The organism is Streptomyces sp. NPDC015125 (genome assembly GCF_043080045.1).
GTDB lineage: Bacteria > Actinomycetota > Actinomycetes > Streptomycetales > Streptomycetaceae > Streptomyces.
In genome coordinates this window covers 45,452-62,761 of record NZ_JBIBVF010000022.1, presented here as the reverse complement: position 1 = coordinate 62,761, position 17,310 = coordinate 45,452, and the positions used below count along the sequence as shown (strand labels likewise).

Sequence of the window (17,310 nt, the reverse complement as noted above, 5' to 3'; positions counted from 1 at the left end):
GGGCACGGTCCGTGGCGGCGGCGCGTCGTCGCCTGCGGCCAGGGGATGTCTTCCCCTAGTCCAGCAGCCGGTCGCCCCGTACGGCCCGGCCCTCGGCCGCCAGATGCTCGGGCAGCACCCGGCCGAAGAGCTGCCGGGTCCGGGCCACGCTCCCGATGACACCGGGGCGCTCGCTGTAGGCGAAGATCGCGGAGTGGCGCGCGAGCTCGCCGCGCACCGGGCTCACCCGGTGCAGCGAGTAGCGGCCCTTGAACAACTGCAGGTCACCGGGGTGCAGGGGGAGGCGCCGGGTCAGCCGCTCGCCCCGGCCGTCCAGGACGTCGCGGACGTCGTCGAAGTGCTCGTCCTCGGCGGACCTGATGTTCGGGCAGTACTCGAAGACGCCGCCGTTCTGTGCCTGGCGGGTGAGCAGGCTGACCGTGAACTCGTTGGTGTCGAAGTGCCAGGGATGCTCCATGCCCGGCGCGACGACGTTGAGGACCAGCCCGGAGAGTGGGTCCGCCAGCTCGTGCAGTTGCGGCAGCCCGAAGCAGCGGGCGATGAAGCCCTGGAACGCCGTGTGGGAGTAGAGGCGGCCGATGAGGGAGTTCGCGGGGACGCGGTCGCGGGGGACGAACGCATTGCCCCGCTGGAAGGTCCGGCGGCCGGGGTGGTCCTCGGGCAGCGCCCGGTCCACCGCGATGTTGTAGACGTTGACGGTCTCGACGTCGTAGTGCGCCTGGGGGGCGAGGGCTGCGCACTCCTGTTCCAGCACCTCGCGGAGCGAGGGACGGATGAAGTCCGGCAGCACGGTGCAGCCGGACGCCGAGAGTTCGCGCCGGGCACGGGACATCACGGCCCGCCCCTCGGCACTGTCGAGCTGCGACAGGGGATACCGGGCGGTGTCGACCACCTGGTCGAGCGTGATGGCTTGCACAGTGCTCATGCGACCCTCTCCACGTACGGGCAGACCGACCCGAGCCGGAGGCCCGACGCCGGTCCGCGATCGCGCTCCGGCCGCCCCCACCAGGCGATCCGTGCGGTTCGCGCGCCGTCCGGCCCGCGCCTTCGGCTCTTCGGCAACTCCATTGAGGAGTAGCACAGTTGAAGTTCCCACAGGGCCCCCGTGTTGTCTGTGATACGTCACACTGCGCCGACAGGTGGGTGCGCGCGGTGAGGGTGCGCGCGGCGAGGGGCGCGGCACGGATGGGTGCGGCACGGAGGGGCGCCCGGGGGCGGGCGCCGGGGGCGCGCCGGGCGCGTCGGCGTCGTCTGCGTCACGTTTTATGCAACTTGTTGCATAAGGCTGGGCGGCTGGTCTACAACTGCTGTCGACGACCACCGCGCCAGGGAGGCCCCATGACCCAGTACCCGCACCTGATGAGCCCGCTCGACCTCGGGTTCACGACCCTTCCCAACCGGGTGCTGATGGGGTCGATGCACATCGGCCTGGAGGAGGCCGAGAACGGCTTCGACCGGATGGCCGCCTTCTACGCCGCCCGTGCGCGGGGCGGCGTCGGCCTGATGGTGACCGGCGGGATCGCGCCGAACGAGGCGGGCCGGCCGTACGACGGCGGGGCCAAGCTCACCACCGAGGAGGAGGCGGCGCAGCACCGGACCGTGACCGATGCGGTGCACGCCGCGGGCGGCCGGATCGCGATGCAGATCCTGCACTTCGGGCGGTATGCGTACCACGCCGAGCTGGTCGCGCCGAGTGCGATCCAGGCGCCCATCAGCCCCTTTCCGCCGCATGCGCTCACCGATGACGAGGTCGAGCAGACCATCGAGGACTATGTGCGGGCGGCGGAGCTGGCCAAGTCCGCCGGCTACGACGGTGTCGAGATCATGGGCTCCGAGGGCTATCTGATCAATGAGTTCATCGTGGGCGCGACCAATCAGCGCACGGACCGGTGGGGCGGCTCGTACGAGAACCGGGTGCGCTTCCCGCTGGAGATCGTCCGCCGTACCCGCGAACGCGTCGGCACGGATTTCATCCTGATCTACCGGCTCTCGATGCTGGACCTCGTTCCGGGCGGCTCGACCCTGGAGGAGGTGGTGGCGCTCGCCAAGGAGATCGAGGCGGCCGGCGCCACGATCATCAACACCGGTATCGGGTGGCACGAGGCCCGTATCCCCACCATCGTGACCTCGGTGCCGCGCGGCGCCTACACCTGGGTGACCAAGCGGCTGATGGGCTCGGTCACCATCCCCCTGGTGACCAGCAACCGCATCAACACTCCCGAGGTGGCAGAGGAGTTGCTCGCCGACGGGCGCGCCGACATGGTGTCGCTGGCCCGGCCCTTCCTCGCCGACCCGGACTTCGTCGCCAAGGCGCAGGACGGCCGGGCCGAGGAGATCAACACCTGCATCGGCTGCAACCAGGCCTGCCTCGACCACACCTTCAGCGGGAAGATCACGTCCTGTCTGGTCAACCCGCGGGCGTGCCACGAGACCGAGCTGGTCCTGAGCCCCACCCGGCGGCGCAAGCGGCTCGCGGTGGTCGGCGCCGGGCCCGCCGGGCTCGCCTGTGCCGTGTCCGCCGCCGAGCGCGGCCATGAGGTCACGCTGTTCGACGCCGCGGACGAGGTCGGCGGGCAGCTGAACCTCGCCAAGCGGGTGCCGGGCAAGGAGGAGTTCGAGGAGACCCTGCGCTACTTCCGTACGCAGCTGGTGCGGCAGGGGGTGGAGGTCCGGCTGAACACCCCCGTGACGGCCGGGGACCTCGGTGCGTACGACGAGGTCGTGGTCGCCACCGGGGTCACCCCGCGCACCCCGGAGATCGAGGGCGTCGACCACCCGAGCGTCGTCAGCTACCTCGATGTACTGCGCGACGGCGCGCAGGTCGGCGAGCGGGTGGCGATCCTCGGGGCCGGGGGCATCGGCTTCGATGTGGCGGAGTTCCTGACCGATGCCGGCGACGCGGCGAGCCAGGACCCGGAGACCTACTTCCGCGCCTGGGGCGTCGACACGGAGTACGGCGAGCGCGGCGGACTGCGGGCGCCCGAGCGCCCCAAGGCCCCGCGCCAGGTGCATCTGCTGCAGCGCAAGACGTCGAAGGTCGGCGCCGGCCTCGGCAAGACGACCGGCTGGATCCACCGTGCGGAGCTGCGGCACCGGGGCGTGACGACGGTCGCCGGGGCGACGTACGACCGGATCGACGACGAGGGCCTGCATGTCACCGTCGACGGCACGGCCGGCACGCTCCCCGTGGACACCGTCGTGCTGTGCACCGGGCAGGAGCCGCGCCGGGACCTGTACGAGGAGCTGCGGGCCGAGGGGCGTGCCGTGCACCTGATCGGCGGTGCGGACGTCGCCGCGGAGCTGGACGCCAAGCGCGCCATTGCACAGGGGACGGAGCTGGCGGCAGCCCTGTGACCTGCCGCCGGCCTGCCTAGGATGGCGGCATGTCACTCCCGCACGCCATCCTCACCGCCCTGCTGGAGAAGCCCTCGTCGGGGCTGGCGCTGACCCGCAGGTTCGACCGGTCGATCGGCTACTTCTGGTCGGCCACGCACCAGCAGATCTACCGGGAGCTGGGGAAGCTGGAGCAGGCCGGGTTCATCCGGGCGCTGCCGAGCGCGCAGCCCTCCCGCGGGCAGAAGAAGGAGTTCGAGGTGCTGCCCGCGGGACGGACCGAGCTGACCCGGTGGGCCGGTGGCGAGCAGGACCCCAAGCCCATCCGGGACGCGCTGCTGCTGCGGCTGCGGGCGTCGGCGGTGGTGGGGCGGGCCGGGCTCGACGAGGAGCTGCGGCGGCATCTGACGCTGCACCGGCGGCAGTTGGCGGAGTACCAGGAGATCGAGGGCCGCGATTTCGGGGCCGCGGCGGTTCCGGAGGACCGGTTGCGGCGGCTGGTGCTGCGGGCCGGTATCGGCCTGGAGACCTTCTGGGTGGAGTGGCTGGAGGAGGCGTTGGCGGAGGTGGTGGAGCTGGATGCCGCCTCGGAGGGCCGGCGGGAGGGAACGGCGGACGGTGGTGCAGCCGACGACGGCTCGGCGGGCGGCGGCTCGGCGGGCGGCGGCTCGGCGGGCGGCGGCTCGGGCGGATGAGCTCGGGCGGGTGAGTCCGCGCGGGCACGGCAGGGGGCGGCCGGCCCCGGGGGAAGTCCCGGGCCGGCCGCCCTGTGGTGTGCCGGGGAGCGGTCAGCAGTGGTCGTAGAGGAGGGCGCGCACCAGGCGGCAGGTCGTCTCGGACGGGGTGTGCACCCCGATTTCGGCCGCGGTGCTGCGGATCTTGCGGTTGTGGGCCTGCTCGGGGCGGTAGACGCCGGTGTCGAGCAGGGCTATGGCCAGCCGCATGGCCTTCAGGCGGCGGTTGTGCGATTCGTACCGTTCGCGCGGCCATCCGGCGGGCAGCGGCTTCTTGGGCAGTGGGTGGGCCGGGAGAGGCTTCGTGGTGAGTGTGGCAGCGGCCATCGGCGACCTCCTGGAGCGTGGATGAACCCTCACTGACTGGTTCCCATTCTACTGCCCACCACTGACAAAAGCCCCTGGCCAGGGGGGACTTGGAGCCCGGAGAAGGGCCTTGTCGGCGGCTGTCCGTCAGCCCGTCGCGGCCGTGGCGCGCAGCAGCGCTTTGTCCGGCTTGCCCACGGGGGTGAGGGGGATGGTGTCGAGGACGCGGACGGCGGCCGGGGCGTACAGGGCGCCCTTGTGCTCGGCGACGAAAGCGCGGAGGCCGGCGGCGTCCACCCGGTGGCCCGGAGCGGGGACGACCGCGGCATGCACCTCCTCGGCCTCGTCCGCCCCACGCACCCCGTAAACGGCGCAGTGGGCGACCGCGGGATGGGTGTGCAGCAGGTCTTCGACCTCCGCCGGGTGGACGTGTCCGCCCACGACGATGATCAGGTCCTTGACCCGGTCGACGAGGTAGAGCCGGCCCTCGTCGTCCAGCACACCGACATCGCCGGTGCGCAGCCAGCCGTCGTCCTGCAGGACCTGCGCGGTCGCCTCGGGCTGCTGCCAGTAGCCGTTCATCACCCCGGCGGAGCGCACATGGACCTCACCCCGCTCCCCCGCCGGCAGGTCCCGCCCGTCCGCGTCGCGCACGGCGAGCGTCACACCGGGCAGGGCGCGGCCGACGGTGATCCGTCCGCCGGGGCCGGTGCACAGGTGGTCCTCCGGCCGGGCCTCGGTGATCGACATCGCCTCGGCCTGGCCGTACAGCCCGAACAGGACCGGGCCGAAGGCCTCGGCGGCCTGTGCCAGCCGGGTGGGTGAGGCCGCACAGCCGCCGTAGGAGATACGGGTGAGGGAGCCGAGGTCGGTGGCGGGGAGGGTGGGGTCGTCGAGGAGCCGGTAGAGGAGCGGCGGCAGCAGCCAGAGGTGGGTGATGCGGTGGCGGGCGACGGCGGCGAGTACGGCGGTGGGGTCGAAGGCGCGGTGCAGCACGACGGTGCCGCCGGCCACGAGCGTGGCATCGGCCAGGATGCCCGCGAGGTGGGCGAGCGGGGTGCAGGCCAGGAAGCGGGGCGGATCGCCGGCGGCCTCCATACGCTGGTGGATCACCATTCGGGCGTACGGCGCGTGTCGCATCCGGACGCCCTTGGGGATGCCGGTCGTGCCACCGGTGTGCCGGATGCACCAGTCGTCCTCGGGGCGCGCCGCGCTCGGCACCTCGGGAGTGGCGGGGAGTGCGGCACCGGCGGCGAGCAGGTCGGCGCCCAGATCGCCGGACCCCTCCCCCAGGGTCATGACCTCGGGGAGCGGGCCCCGGAGGTGGTGGAGCAGCGCCCGCGCGGTGTCGTGGAGGGCAGGGTCGACCAGGAGCACGGCGGCCTCCACGCTGGTGGCGATCCGGGCCAGGGTCTCGGCGGCCATGCCGTCGTAGAGGAAGACCACACGGGCGCCGAGGAGGCCCGCAGCGTAGCGGGCGGCGAGCGCCTCGGGGCGATTGCCGCTGAGGAGAGCGACGGTGTGGCCGCGGCCGGTGCCGTGGGCGGCGAGCACCGCCGCCATGCGGTGGACGGTGGCGTGCAGGGCGCCGGCGGTGATCTCTTCGCCGCCCTCCCCCACGGTTACCGCGGTGCGGGACGGGTCACGGGCGAGAGCGGTGAGGAGAGCGTCGACGTAACTGGTGAAGCCGGTGTCGGGCGTCATGGCGGTAAGTCCCTTGGTCCGGTGACGGGGCGGGTGAGGAAGCGGTCACGCCTTGACGCTACGGACGTTCGCTGATGCCCTCCACGACCAATGTCGCTATGTGGTCATGACCCGTCAGGCATGACTTGTGCTCATGACCCGTCAGGTATGACTTGTGCTCATGACCCGTCAGGCATGAGAGGGGGAAGCGTCTCCTCCGCCGCCGCCAGGATTTCGGTGACCCGGAGGCCGAAGCGGAGGTCGCAGGCGTTGGGCAGACCGGTCTCGGCGGCGGTCAGCAGGGCGTCGACCGCGTGGCGGTAGGCCACTTCGGGGCCGTCCTGGCGACGGGGCAGCGAGGTGATGCCCGCGGTGCCGCGAAGGGTGACCTCGACGCCGGACGCCGCGGCGGGCGCGGTCAGGCCGAGCGTCGCCGAACTGGCCGCTCCGCTGCTGTGCCGCATCGTCAGCAGCACGGCGTCGGCGGGGCCGCGGGTCGCGGTGACCGCTTCCGCATCGCCGAGGACCGGCAGGAGCACCGACAGCGCATGCGGGCCGACGTCCCACAGGCCGCCCTTCTCGCGGCGCCAGGGCGAGTCGGAGTACGGGCTGGAGCTGTCCTCGGCGAAGACCGAGCCGAGCCAGTCGGCGTGGGCGGTGAACCAGCCGCCGGCCGCGGCCTGGGCGGCGATCCACTCCCCTTCCTGCGCACCGAAGCGCGCCGTGAAGAACACCACCGAGGCGATACCCGCCCGGTCGGCGGCCGCGACGAGAGCGCGGGCCTCGGGCACGGCGGTGGCCACCGGCTTGTCCAGGAGGAGATGGCAGCCGGCCTCGGCGGCGCGGACCGCCAGCGGGACCTGGACGGACGGCGGCAGGGCGATCGCGAGGGCGTCGCAGGCCGCGAACAGCTCGTCGGGGCTCTCGTACGGGCGGGTGCGGTGGGCCTGGGCCAGCGCGGCTGAGGCCTCCGCCCTGCGCCCCCAGATGCCGGTGAACTCGACGCCGGGGTGGGCGGCGAGGGCGGGGGCGTGGACGCTCCGCGCCCAGGGTCCGGTGCCGAGGAGTCCGATGCGCGGGGTCGTCATGGGGCCAGTGTCTCGCGGGGTGCGGGCCGGGGCGTGGAGGAGGCACGGACGGCGCCGCGAGCCGGTGGCCGGTGGCTCTGCCGCCCGCGCCCCCTGGCCGGGGTCCGGGCGACGGGCGACGGGCGACGGGCAATGGGCAATGGGCAATGGGCGACGGGCTACGGACTACGGGCGACAGTTGGCAGGTGACCGGCGGCAGGCGGCAGGTGACCGGCGGCAGGCGGCAGGCGGCAGGCGGCAGGCGGCAGGCGGCAGGCGGCAGGCGGCAGGCGGCAGGCGGCAGGCGGCAGGCGAGGGTTGCGCCCCCGGCGTAATCCGTATGCCCCGCGCGCCCGGCCGGTGTTACGTTGCAGCGGCCGGCCGCGGGACTCCGGTGCGACTTCCGGACCTGCTCTGCAAAGCAACGATTCGCTGTTCGTGCCCCCATTCCCCGGCCGGCATCCGACTACGGGGGAGGAAGAGGGCGTGGAGAGCTCCGCGGATCTGGTGGCGGCCGAAGACGTGCTGCTGTTCGTGAACGCCGCGATCACCTCCACCGGGCAGCGCGAGTTCCACTCCGGCGCCTACGAACAGCGGCTGTCGCTGGACTTCCTGCACGACTACGTACGCGTCAACTACCGCCCGCTGTACGCCGCTTCGCTCGCCCTGGACATCAACGACCACAATGCGGCGCTGATCGTGCTCCGGCTCCTGGAGACAGCGGGTGAGGCCACGCCGGAGGAGCGGCACGTCGAGGGGCGGCTGATCGCGGCCCGGCTGGCACGGCTGCCGCCGCCACGCGTCTACCGCCTGTTCCGTGCGCTGCGCGCCGCCAAGGTCAACAACCGCCGCACCCGCGCCCTCATACGCGACTGGCTCGCCGCGCGCCCGGATCCGGCGCTCGACGCGGTGAAGTACCGGGCCGGCCTCAAGTGCGCGCTGCGGCATGCGCACCTGCCACCGCCCGGCGCGCCCGGAGACGACGGCGAGCTGGGCGACTTCCTGTTCGCGCCGGGCCGGCGCAAGCAGTACGCCACCCCGCTGCTGGACTCCTGGCGACGGGCGCACTACCAGCAAAAGGCGCTGTATCAGCTGCCGTTCACCGTCGCCGAGGGGTTCGCCGCGGCGCACCGCATCGAGCGCCGCGTCTTCCTGGAGCGCATCGCGCCGCAGATGACGCGGCTGGAGCGGCTGCGGGTGCAGGAGGCGGCGCGCGGCCGCGGTGCCGAGGTGGCCGCCGACCTGTCCCGGATGCCGTTGACCCGGCTCGCCGGGTACGTCCTCGCACTGCCGCTCGACGACCGCATCGCACGCCGCGCCGAGCTGACCGGCGCGCTGCGCACCGCGGCGCGGCGTACGGCGGGTGCACAGGCCGGGACCTGGGGGCGGGTGGCCGCCGTACTGGACGACAGCTTCTCCACGACCGGCTCGCGGCAGAAGCAGCGCCGTCCGCTGGTGACCGCGCTGGCCTGCCACTTCCTTCTGGAGGCGCTCGCGCCGTCGTACCTCCCGCTGTGGACGTCGGGGCGGCAGGACGCGCTGCTCGCCTACCCCTACGGGGCGACGCCGCTGGGCATGCGGCTGCTGGACGCGCTGGAGTACGCACCGCAGCGGCTGGTGATCGTCTCGGACGGCTTCGACAACGCGCCGCCCGGTCTGGCCGGGGAGGTGCTCCGGGTGTGGCGGACCAGGCTCGACCCGCAGGGCCGCACCTCGGTCGTGCACCTCAACCCGGTGTTCGACGCCGCGGACTTCGACGTCCGCAGGCTGGCCGCCTCGGTGCCGACCGCAGGGGTGCGCGATGCCGAGGATCTGCCGGCGCTGGTGCAGCTCGCCGGATTCGCGGAGGGGCATACGGGGCCGGCCGAACTGCGGGCCCATCTGGACGACAGGGTGCGGCAGTTCCTGGCCGCGGAAGAGCCGGCTCGGGCATCCGGGGGCGGGGAAGGGGGTACGGGGTGAGCAGGCTGGATCTGGAGGGGCTCAGCGCCCGTCCGGCGCAGCGATGGGGTGCGGTGCGGCTGGTGCCGCTGGTGCGTGCGGAGCCGATCTGCGAGCTGCGGCTGCACCGTGAGCTCTACCGGGACGGGCCGGGGACGGTACGGGCCGGCCGGCGGATGTCCTACACCTCCTACATTCCGCATGGATATGTGGCGAACTGGACGAGCGACGGCACACCGGCGGCCTCGTACGGCTCGCAGTTGAGCGCGGAGCGCGGACCGGTGGTCTGTGCGCCGCTGCACTTTCCGCGCAAGCTCGTCCAGAAGCGCGGCTGGCGGTCGCGGCCGGTCGGCGGCACCTCGGGCGGGCTGCGGTTCCTGCCGCTCCACCTTGCGCTCGACGGCTATCTGTCGCTGCACTTCGGGGGGCCGCCGATCGTGTGGGAGGAGTGGACCCGGCGGGCGGTGCGCGACGGCCTCTCGCCACGCGCGGAGCGGGCGTACCGGGGCGAGTCGGTGCCCGGCCTGGCGGATGCACTGCGGGTCTTCGAGATCCATCCGGGGCAGTGCGGGGTGATGGTGTACGTCGCCGACGCCCTCGCCGCCGCCTTCGTGGTGCCGCATCCGGACGACTACCGGGCGCTGCATGCCTCGCTGCTGCAGGACATGTACGGCGAGCTGATGTACCAGTACGGGCTCTACGGCGGACCGGTACCGGAGTTCCCGGTCCGGCTCTCCGCGGAGTACATCACCTCGCTCGCGGAGCTGCGCGCCGCTGCCGGGCGGCGGCAGCGGGAGTGGGAGGCCCAGCATTCCCAGCTGATGGCGGCCGAGCTGCTCGACGAGTCCTACGACGTGCGGGAGGTGCACCGGATGGGACAGTTCCGGCTGTCCCGCTTCCTGCCGCCGTTCGCACTGCACCGCGTCCAGCACATCGGCGAGGCGATCACGGACGGGAAGGGCCGGGTCGCCTACCTCAAGTCGTTCCGGCTCACCGACAAGCAGGTCCGCCGCGGCCATGTGCTGCACCGGCTCGCGACGCACGACTGGCACCTCGGGCGCACCGCGGAGGCGATGGGGATCGCCGTCGAGGAGCTGGCGCACCGCATTGAGCACCTGGGGTTCGAGGGGCTGCTGAAGCGGCGCTCCTGAGGCCTGCGCCACATGGGAATGATGTGAAGACGCCCACATTGAGGCCAAGAATCTCAGGCTCACAAGGGAGAATTCCTTGGAAACGGCTGGATGTCCGGCTCGGTAACCTGTGGTTCACAAATGGGCAACGGACGGGAAATGGCGCGTTGCGAGAGTGCGGCGGTACGCCCGCACCGTACCCGCACCCACGCTGAAGAGGACCCCGTGAGCATCAAGGCCGAGTACATCTGGATCGACGGCACGCAGCCGACCGCCAAGCTCCGCTCCAAGACCAGGATTCTGGCCGAGGGCAGCAAGCTGCCCCGGTGGGGCTTCGACGGGTCCAGCACCAACCAGGCCGAAGGTCACGCCTCGGACCTCGTCCTGGAGCCGGTGTTCAGCTGCCCGGACCCGATCCGCGGCGGCGACCACCTGCTGGTGCTGTGCGAGGTGCTCCACACCGACCTCACTCCGCACGCCTCCAACACGCGGGCGCTGCTGCGCCCGGTGGCGGAGCGGTTCGCCGGCCAGGAGCCGATCTTCGGTATCGAGCAGGAGTACACCTTCCTCAAGGGCGAGCGTCCGCTCGGCTTCCCCGAGGGCGGCGGCTTCCCGGCTCCTCAGGCCGACTACTACTGCGGCGTGGGCGCCGACGCGATCTTCGGCCGGGAGATCGTCGAGAAGCACCTCGACCTGTGCCTGGCGGCCGGTCTGGGCCTGTCCGGCATCAATGCCGAGGTCATGCCCGGACAGTGGGAGTTCCAGGTCGGCGCGCTGCCGCCGCTGGAGGTCTCGGACCACATGTGGGTGGCGCGCTGGCTGCTGCACCGGGTGGCGGAGGAGTTCGGCGTCACCGCGTCGCTGGACGCCAAGCCGGCCAAGGGCGACTGGAACGGCGCGGGCGCGCACACCAACTTCTCCACCCGCGCGATGCGGGAGGGCTACGACCCGATCATCACCGCCTGCGAGGCGCTGGGCCAGGACGGCAAGCCGCTGGAGCACGTCCGCCAGTACGGGACCGGCATCGAGGACCGGCTGACCGGCGCGCACGAGACCGCCCCCTGGGACGCGTACTCCTACGGCGCCTCCGACCGCGGCGCCTCGGTGCGCATCCCCTGGCAGGTCGAGGTCGAGAAGAAGGGCTACATCGAGGACCGGCGCCCGAACGCCAACGTCGACCCGTATGTCGTCACCCGGCTGATGGTGGACACCTGCTGCACGGAGCTGGCGCGGCGCGAGCAGATCTGACGGCTGCCGGAGCGTGGTGAGGGGCCGGACCGCTGCGGACGCTGGGAGTACCCACCGCGTCCGGAGTGGTCCGGCCGTTTCGCCTGTCCGTGCGCGCGTAGGGGTCGCGCGAGGTGCAGATCAGGGGCCGATTGTCAGTGCCGGCTGGCACGCTGGGGTCATGCTTGCGATCAGCGTCAAGACCGAGTCCGGACCGGACCGATCACGCCCCGACGAAGCGGAACTCACGGGGCTGCTGCGGCGGATCGGCGCCGACGACGACCATTTCGTGGTCGTCGAGCGGTTCCCCGAGGAGGACCAGGCGTTCGTGCAGGCCTGGCGGGACGACGACGGGCCGTTCACGGTCGAGTACCGCGACGGTGCGCCGGAGCGGCACTTCCGCGCGGAGAGCGGTGATGCCGAGCGGGTCGTGGAGGTCTTCCTGGACTGGGCGCGCGGCGGGGAGGCCTGGCGTACGGCGCTCGACTGGCAGTGGGCGGACCTGTATTCGACGCCCGGTCTGGCCCCGGAAACCCGTGCTCGCGCCGAGCAGCGGGCGCGTCTGGACATCCTTGGCGGTTTCCGGGACTTCCACGAGGTCGCGCAGGGCGTCTGCGAGGCCTTCGGCCCCAAGGACCCCCCGGTCTCGCTGGACGACGCACGGCGGATCGTCGGTGGCCTGTGGGAGGAGCGGCTCGCCGCACAGGCCGAGTGGCCCGAGGTGACCGACGCCGACCGGGTGGAACGGGCCTTCGAGGCCCTGGACGCCCAGGGCCTGACCGCCCGGATGAACTTCAGCTGTTGCAGCAACTGCGCGGTGGGCGAGATAGCGCACGAACGCGCCGAAGGGGACCGGGGCTTCGTCTTCTTCCACTTCCAGGACACCGAGGCGGCAGCGGAAGGCCATGGGCTGGCCGTGCGCTACGGCGCCTATGCGGATACCGGCGAGGCCGCCGCGGGGGACCGCGCCGCGGTCGGGCGGGCGGTGGTGGCGGCGCTCACCGGGGCGGGCCTGCCCGCCCTGTGGGACGGCGACCCGGACCGGGTCATCGAGGTCGCCCCACTGGACTGGCGCAAACGGCTACCGAGAACGGGAACGGGGGCCTGAGATGCCGATGGCCACATCACGGATGACGCCCCGTGGTCCCGTGTCCGGCGGTCCCGTGTCCGGCGGTCCCGTGTCACGTGCCGTATCGCGCGTCCTGACGACCGCCCTCCCCCGTGGTCTGCCGACCGCCGTGCCCTGGGCCGCGCCGCTCTACGTCGGTGCCGTACAGCTCGCTGCGTACGCCACCGCGCGGCTGCCCGGCCACCGGCGCACGGAACTGCTGCGTGCGCACTCCACCAATGTCGCCAATCTGCGGGCCGGAAAGTGGCAGACGCTGGTCACCAGCGCGGCATTCGTCGAGGAGCCGCTGCCGGTGGCCTACGGCGCCGCACTGCTCGCCGCCCTCGGCACGGCCGAGACGCGCTGGGGCACCTGGCGTACGGCAGGGGTGTTCGCGGCCGGTCACGTAGGGGCCAGCCTGCTCGTCTACGCGGCCTTGCGCTGCCGGTCGCCGGGAGGTACTCCCCCAACCGGCGCCGGGGCCTGCGCCGTTCACGCCCCCGAGGCCGCGGAGGAGGAGCCGCCGGACGCGACCGCGCGGGCCATCGATGTCGGCGCCAGCTACGGCTTCAACGCCACGGTGGGCGCACTCGCCGCGACCGTCCCGCACCGTGGCGCGCGCGCCGCGGCAACGGCCGGCCTGCTGGCACTGGGGACATGGCCCGTGCTGCGCCGCCGGCGGACGTTCACCGACGCCGGGCATCTGGCCGCGCTCGCGCTCGGGGTGGCAATGGGGACGGGGATGCGGGCCGGACAGGGGAGCCGGGCGGGAAGGGGCTGAGACGAGCACGGGCCGACGCGGGAGGAGGCCGAGACGGGAGGGGGCCGAGACGAGCGCGGGCCGAGGCGGGCGCGCAAGCTCCCGCTCCCGCTCCCGGTCACGGTCACGGCACCTGCGCGGCTTGCGCGCGGCGGAATCCCGTCACAGGGTCCACCGCACCAGGGACAGATCACCGACCGTCTGGTTCAATAGGCCCATGGCCAGCCTTACCGACACCGCGACAGGTCGCAGCGACCTTGAGCCTTTCTGGCCGTCCCGGCAGGCGCACGCATTCGACCGTCTGTGTTGCCGCGCGCACTGAGCGCGGGCCCGCACACCCCTCATCGACGCCGCTGACCGGCGTTTTACGCCCTGCCCGCGCGCACGACGTCCCCGACGCCCCTCTGCGCGAAAGAGCTGACTTCCGATGACGAACCTCCATACCCTCACCGCCGGTTCCGCCACGGCTCCCCTCCCGCCCCTCCCGGCTCACCCCGCCTCGCACCCCGCGCATCCCCCGCGCCACCGGCTGCGCGCCGTGGCGCCGGACGAGGCCCACGCATCGCCCGCCACCGCCCCGGGCGGAGGCGCTTCACCCCATGGCGTCCCCTCGGTCGCCGAGCTGCTGGACTCCGGCGCCACCTGGCTTCCGGCCCCGCAGCACAGCCTGCCCGCACTTCCCGGCCGGCCGCCGATGGTCGGCTATCTCGTCCTCGTACCGGCCGAGCAGGTCGCGACCGCCCCGGCGCCGGCCACCGGGCCCGGCGTGAGCGCGCCGACCGGCGACGAGATCGTGCGGATCGACCCCGAACAGCGCACCGTGCAGGTGCAGGGCCGGCCGCTGGACCTGACGTACCTCGAATTCGAGCTGCTGGCCCATCTGGTCGGGCATCCGCACCGGGTGCACACCCGCGACCAGCTGGTGTCCACGGTGTGGGGATACGGGCACGTCGGCGACGGCCGGACGGTCGATGTCCATGTCGCCCGGCTGCGGCGCAAGTTGGGCGCGGCGCACCGGTCGTCGATCGTGACGGTGCGGCGGGTCGGCTACAAGTACGTGCCGGGCATCTGAGGCCACGAGGCCCTGAAGCCCCGAGGCCCGGAAGCCTCAAGGCCCCGAAGCCTCAAGGCCCCGAAGCCGGGGCCCGGTTGCCCTCCGTCCCGGTGAGGGCGCGGCCGGGCAGGGGGAACCGCTCCCCCCGCCCGGCCTCACAGCGCGCGTATCCGGGGCCCGCACCGCTTCGGTGTGCCCCGTTCCCCGTCCTGTGATGCGGACCGGCGGTGCAGAGCACCCACGCAGCCCGCCACCACCAGCCCGGTCCCGGAGGCCAGCAGCATCCCCTCGGCCGGGGAATCGCTGAGCGCCGTACCGCCCAGACCGCCGAGCGCCGCGCTGCCCACCGCCCAGATGCCCGCGCCCACCGCGTCCAGCGCGACGAAGCGGCGCAACGGGAAGCGGACACTCCCGGTGGACAGGGCGGCGACCACCCGGCCGCCGGGCAGGAAGCGCCCGGCGACGATGAGCAGGGCGGCATGCCGTTCGACCCGCGCCCGGGCCCTGGCGTGCCGGGCCCGGCCGCGCTCCCCCCGCAGCAGCCGGGCGACCGCACGCGGGCCCGCGTACCGTCCCACGGCATAGCCGAGGCAGTCACCGGCCAGTGCCCCGGCCGCCGCCACGCCCGCGAGCAGGGCGAGCAGCGGCAGGTCGGGGCCGATGAGCACGGCGACCAGGACGACGGTGGTCTCGCTCGGCATGAACGGCAGCAGCGCGTCGAGGCCGGACACCAACAGGACGACCAGCCACAGCCAGGGCGAGCCCAGCATGCCCTGCAGGGGCTCGGTGAGCTGGTCCAGCTGCTCAAACATGGGCCGGGGTATCCGGTCTGGCAGGCCCCCGTACCGGAACCTCCGGTACGGGAACTTCCGGTACGGGAACTTCCGGTACGGGAACTTCCGGTACCGGCCCGGCAGGTACAGGTGGGAGAGCGGCGCGCGCGGGTGCCTGCCGTGGCACCGCCCCCGCTACCTCCCCCGCCACGGCCACCGCGCCCGACTCCGGCCGGCCGCCCAGCACCAGGCGCGCCGCCCGCTCCGCCAGCTCCCGCCGGTCCCAGAACCCGTCCGCCGCGTTCAGCACCGGATGGGCGGTGACGCGAACGGTCAGCGCCCGGGCGGCGAGCACCCTGCGCAGCGAGGCGGCAAAGGTGTCCTCGCCGCAGAACGCGGCCACCGTGCTGGGCAGGCCCTGCTGGGTGTAGCCGAGGGTCACCGGGCGGACCGGCGCACCCGCGTCGAGGGCGGCCTGGAAGGTGGCCCGGCGGAAGCCGCCCCGGTCGGCGGTGCACCAGGTGGTGGCCTGCGGGAAGACCGCCACCGACCGCCCGGAGCCCAGCAGTTCGGACACTTCCCGGACGGTGTGCTGCAGCCGGCGGGGGCTCGTACGGTCGATGAAGTGCGTACCGGCTCTGCGGGCCAGGCCGCCGACGACCGGCCAGGTGCCGACCTCGCGCTTGGCGAGCAGGGTGACCGGTTCGACGGCGAGCAGGGCGAGGATGTCGAGCCAGGAGATGTGGTTGACGACGATGAGGGTTCCGGGGCCGGTGTCGCCGGGGCCGGCGCCAAGGCCGAGGCCGGGGCCGGCGCCAAGGCCGAGGCCGGAGCCGAGGCCGGAGTCGGCGCCAAGGCCGGAGCCGGAGCCGGTACCGAGGCCGGGGCCGTTACCGGTGCCGGTGCCGGTGCCGTCCCCCGCCGTGAGCGCGGCCGCGCCCTCGACGCGGACTCCGAGCGCATCGAGCAGCGCCCCGGCGTGGGCCCGCAGCCGTACCGGATCGGCCATCCGCTCACCGTCCGTCAGCGCCCGCCGTACGGAACGGGCGAACGCGGCGCCGCGCCGGGCGATACGCGGCGCCGGGACGCGCGGCAGGGCGTGGGTGGCGCAGTCCGGAGTGCAGTCGGACCAGACGTCCCAGGGGCCGTTCACCGCTCCCCCAGGAAGTAGCGGCGGTAGCGGTCGCCGAGCCGTTCCATGTCCAGGACGACGAAGAAGTCGGCGACGTCGAACTCGGGGTCGTGGGCGGGCGCGCCGCAGATGAAGGCGCCGATCCGCAGATAGCCGCGGAGCAGCGGCGGCAGCTGGGCCAGGGTGGGGCGCGCGGGGACGGGGACGGTGGGGTGCCAGGGGTGGTGCGGGGTGACCTGCAGCTCGGGCGGGGCGGCGTAGCGGGTGCGGCCCAGCCCCCAGGCGTGGGCGGCGGCGGTACCGCCGTCGGCGAGCGGGACGGAGGCGCAGCCGGCGAGGTAGCGGTGGCCGGAGAGCAGGGTGTAGCGGGCGAGCGCGGCCCACATCTGGGTCATGACGGCGCCGCTGCGGTGGGCGGGATGGACACAGGAGCGGCCGGCCTCGATGAGGGAGGGGCGCAGCTCCGCCAGCGCGCCGAGGTCGAACTCGCCGTCGGAGTAGAGCCGCGGGCTGCGGCCGGGCGGCAGCAGCCGGTAGGTGCCGACCACGTCGCCGGTGGCGGTGTGGGTGACGACGAGGTGGTCGGCGAGGTCGTCGACGGCGTCGATGTCGTGGCCGGCCAGCGGGGAGTGCAGGGTGGCGCCCATCTCGCCGGCGAAGACCCGGTGGCGCAGCCGCTGTGCGGCGCGGATCTGCTCGCGGGTGTCGGCGATCTCCGCGGTGTAGCCGGGGTCGGCGGCGGGAGCGTGGCCGGGACCGGCGGGGGCGGCGTCGGGTGTGGGAGCGGGTACGGATACGGGGGCGGAAGCGGTGCGGGGAACGGCAGTGGACGCGGTCGATGCCATGCTCATGAGAGCCCTCCGGGGGGAGTGGGGAGGCTGTGCGAGTCGACGGGCGGTGAGACAGCGGGGCCGGCGGGCCGCACGGAGCGAGCAGCCGGTGCACTGCTCCGCTGCTCCGCGGTCGTCCGGGTACGCCCTGGGTGCGGGCGCACACCGATGACCTGGCCCTTCTCTACGCGGCAGACTGTTCCCGGGCCCGCCGGCCGGGCGCGTGAAGCCC

The 17,310-nt window shown here is 73.4% G+C and carries 14 protein-coding genes and 1 pseudogene; 8 read left to right on the top strand and 7 right to left on the bottom strand.

The annotated features are described in order from the left end of the window. Positions 1–55: 55 nt before the first annotated feature. Positions 56–925 carry an arpA protein gene (locus ACF088_RS32740; RefSeq protein WP_392379509.1) on the bottom strand — a complete coding sequence of 290 codons (870 nt, stop codon included), beginning with the start codon at positions 923–925 and terminating at the stop codon, positions 56–58. A 413-nt stretch (positions 926–1,338) separates the two neighbouring features. Here ACF088_RS32740 and ACF088_RS32735 point away from each other — a divergent pair, with 413 nt between their 5' ends. Both ACF088_RS32735 and ACF088_RS32730 read left to right on the top strand, forming a co-directional pair. Continuing rightward, a complete protein-coding gene (locus tag ACF088_RS32735) occupies positions 1,339–3,354 on the top strand; it encodes an FAD-dependent oxidoreductase (RefSeq protein ID WP_392379508.1) in 2,016 nt (671 codons plus the stop codon). 29 nt (positions 3,355–3,383) lie between these two features. Next, positions 3,384–3,917: pseudogene (locus tag ACF088_RS32730) on the top strand (PadR family transcriptional regulator); the annotation flags it as partial. Positions 3,918–4,121: 204 nt separating this feature from the next. Here ACF088_RS32730 and ACF088_RS32725 read toward each other — a convergent pair. The 3 genes from ACF088_RS32725 to ACF088_RS32715 form a co-directional block, all read right to left on the bottom strand. After that, positions 4,122–4,394, bottom strand: coding sequence for a hypothetical protein (locus ACF088_RS32725; protein WP_392379507.1), 273 nt, complete (start codon positions 4,392–4,394; stop codon positions 4,122–4,124). A gap of 126 nt (positions 4,395–4,520) precedes the next feature. Further along, positions 4,521–6,077 carry an AMP-binding protein gene (locus ACF088_RS32720; RefSeq protein WP_392379506.1) on the bottom strand — a complete coding sequence of 519 codons (1,557 nt, stop codon included), beginning with the start codon at positions 6,075–6,077 and terminating at the stop codon, positions 4,521–4,523. A gap of 158 nt (positions 6,078–6,235) precedes the next feature. Then, entirely contained in the window at positions 6,236–7,144 is a 909-nt protein-coding gene (locus tag ACF088_RS32715; protein WP_392379505.1) for a Gfo/Idh/MocA family protein, read from the bottom strand. A 465-nt stretch (positions 7,145–7,609) separates the two neighbouring features. On the opposite strand from ACF088_RS32715, the gene ACF088_RS32710 reads away from it, so the two are divergent. The 6 genes from ACF088_RS32710 to ACF088_RS32685 all read left to right on the top strand — a co-directional run bounded on the left by ACF088_RS32710 (position 7,610) and on the right by ACF088_RS32685 (position 14,361). Beyond that, positions 7,610–9,085 carry a hypothetical protein gene (locus ACF088_RS32710; protein WP_392379504.1) on the top strand — a complete coding sequence of 492 codons (1,476 nt, stop codon included), beginning with the start codon at positions 7,610–7,612 and terminating at the stop codon, positions 9,083–9,085. After that, positions 9,082–10,215 carry a hypothetical protein gene (locus tag ACF088_RS32705; RefSeq protein ID WP_392379503.1) on the top strand — a complete coding sequence of 378 codons (1,134 nt, stop codon included), beginning with the start codon at positions 9,082–9,084 and terminating at the stop codon, positions 10,213–10,215. The genes ACF088_RS32710 and ACF088_RS32705 overlap by 4 nt, the downstream gene beginning before the upstream one ends. 204 nt (positions 10,216–10,419) lie before the next feature. Beyond that, complete coding sequence (gene glnII, locus ACF088_RS32700) at positions 10,420–11,442, top strand: glutamine synthetase (protein ID WP_392379502.1); 1,023 nt, start codon at positions 10,420–10,422, stop codon at positions 11,440–11,442. A 160-nt stretch (positions 11,443–11,602) separates the two neighbouring features. Next, positions 11,603–12,529, top strand: a complete 927-nt coding sequence (locus ACF088_RS32695; RefSeq protein WP_392379501.1) for a DUF6891 domain-containing protein — start codon at positions 11,603–11,605, stop codon at positions 12,527–12,529. Positions 12,530–12,599: 70 nt separating this feature from the next. Then, entirely contained in the window at positions 12,600–13,310 is a 711-nt protein-coding gene (locus tag ACF088_RS32690; RefSeq protein ID WP_392379500.1) for a rhomboid-like protein, read from the top strand. Between the two features lie 406 nt (positions 13,311–13,716). Further along, entirely contained in the window at positions 13,717–14,361 is a 645-nt protein-coding gene (locus ACF088_RS32685) for a winged helix-turn-helix domain-containing protein (RefSeq protein ID WP_392379499.1), read from the top strand. Positions 14,362–14,498: 137 nt separating this feature from the next. Here the strand turns inward: ACF088_RS32685 and ACF088_RS32680 are convergent, their stop codons facing one another. The 3 genes from ACF088_RS32680 to ACF088_RS32670 are packed head-to-tail and all read right to left on the bottom strand — an operon-like array spanning position 14,499 to position 17,099. After that, positions 14,499–15,155 (bottom strand): DedA family protein, encoded by a 657-nt coding sequence (locus ACF088_RS32680; protein WP_392379498.1) that lies wholly within the window; start codon positions 15,153–15,155, stop codon positions 14,499–14,501. Then, positions 15,148–16,269 carry a lysophospholipid acyltransferase family protein gene (locus tag ACF088_RS32675; protein WP_392379497.1) on the bottom strand — a complete coding sequence of 374 codons (1,122 nt, stop codon included), beginning with the start codon at positions 16,267–16,269 and terminating at the stop codon, positions 15,148–15,150. The genes ACF088_RS32680 and ACF088_RS32675 overlap by 8 nt, the downstream gene beginning before the upstream one ends. After that, positions 16,266–17,099, bottom strand: a complete 834-nt coding sequence (locus ACF088_RS32670) for a GNAT family N-acetyltransferase (protein ID WP_392379496.1) — start codon at positions 17,097–17,099, stop codon at positions 16,266–16,268. The genes ACF088_RS32675 and ACF088_RS32670 overlap by 4 nt, the downstream gene beginning before the upstream one ends. Positions 17,100–17,310: the final 211 nt, after the last annotated feature.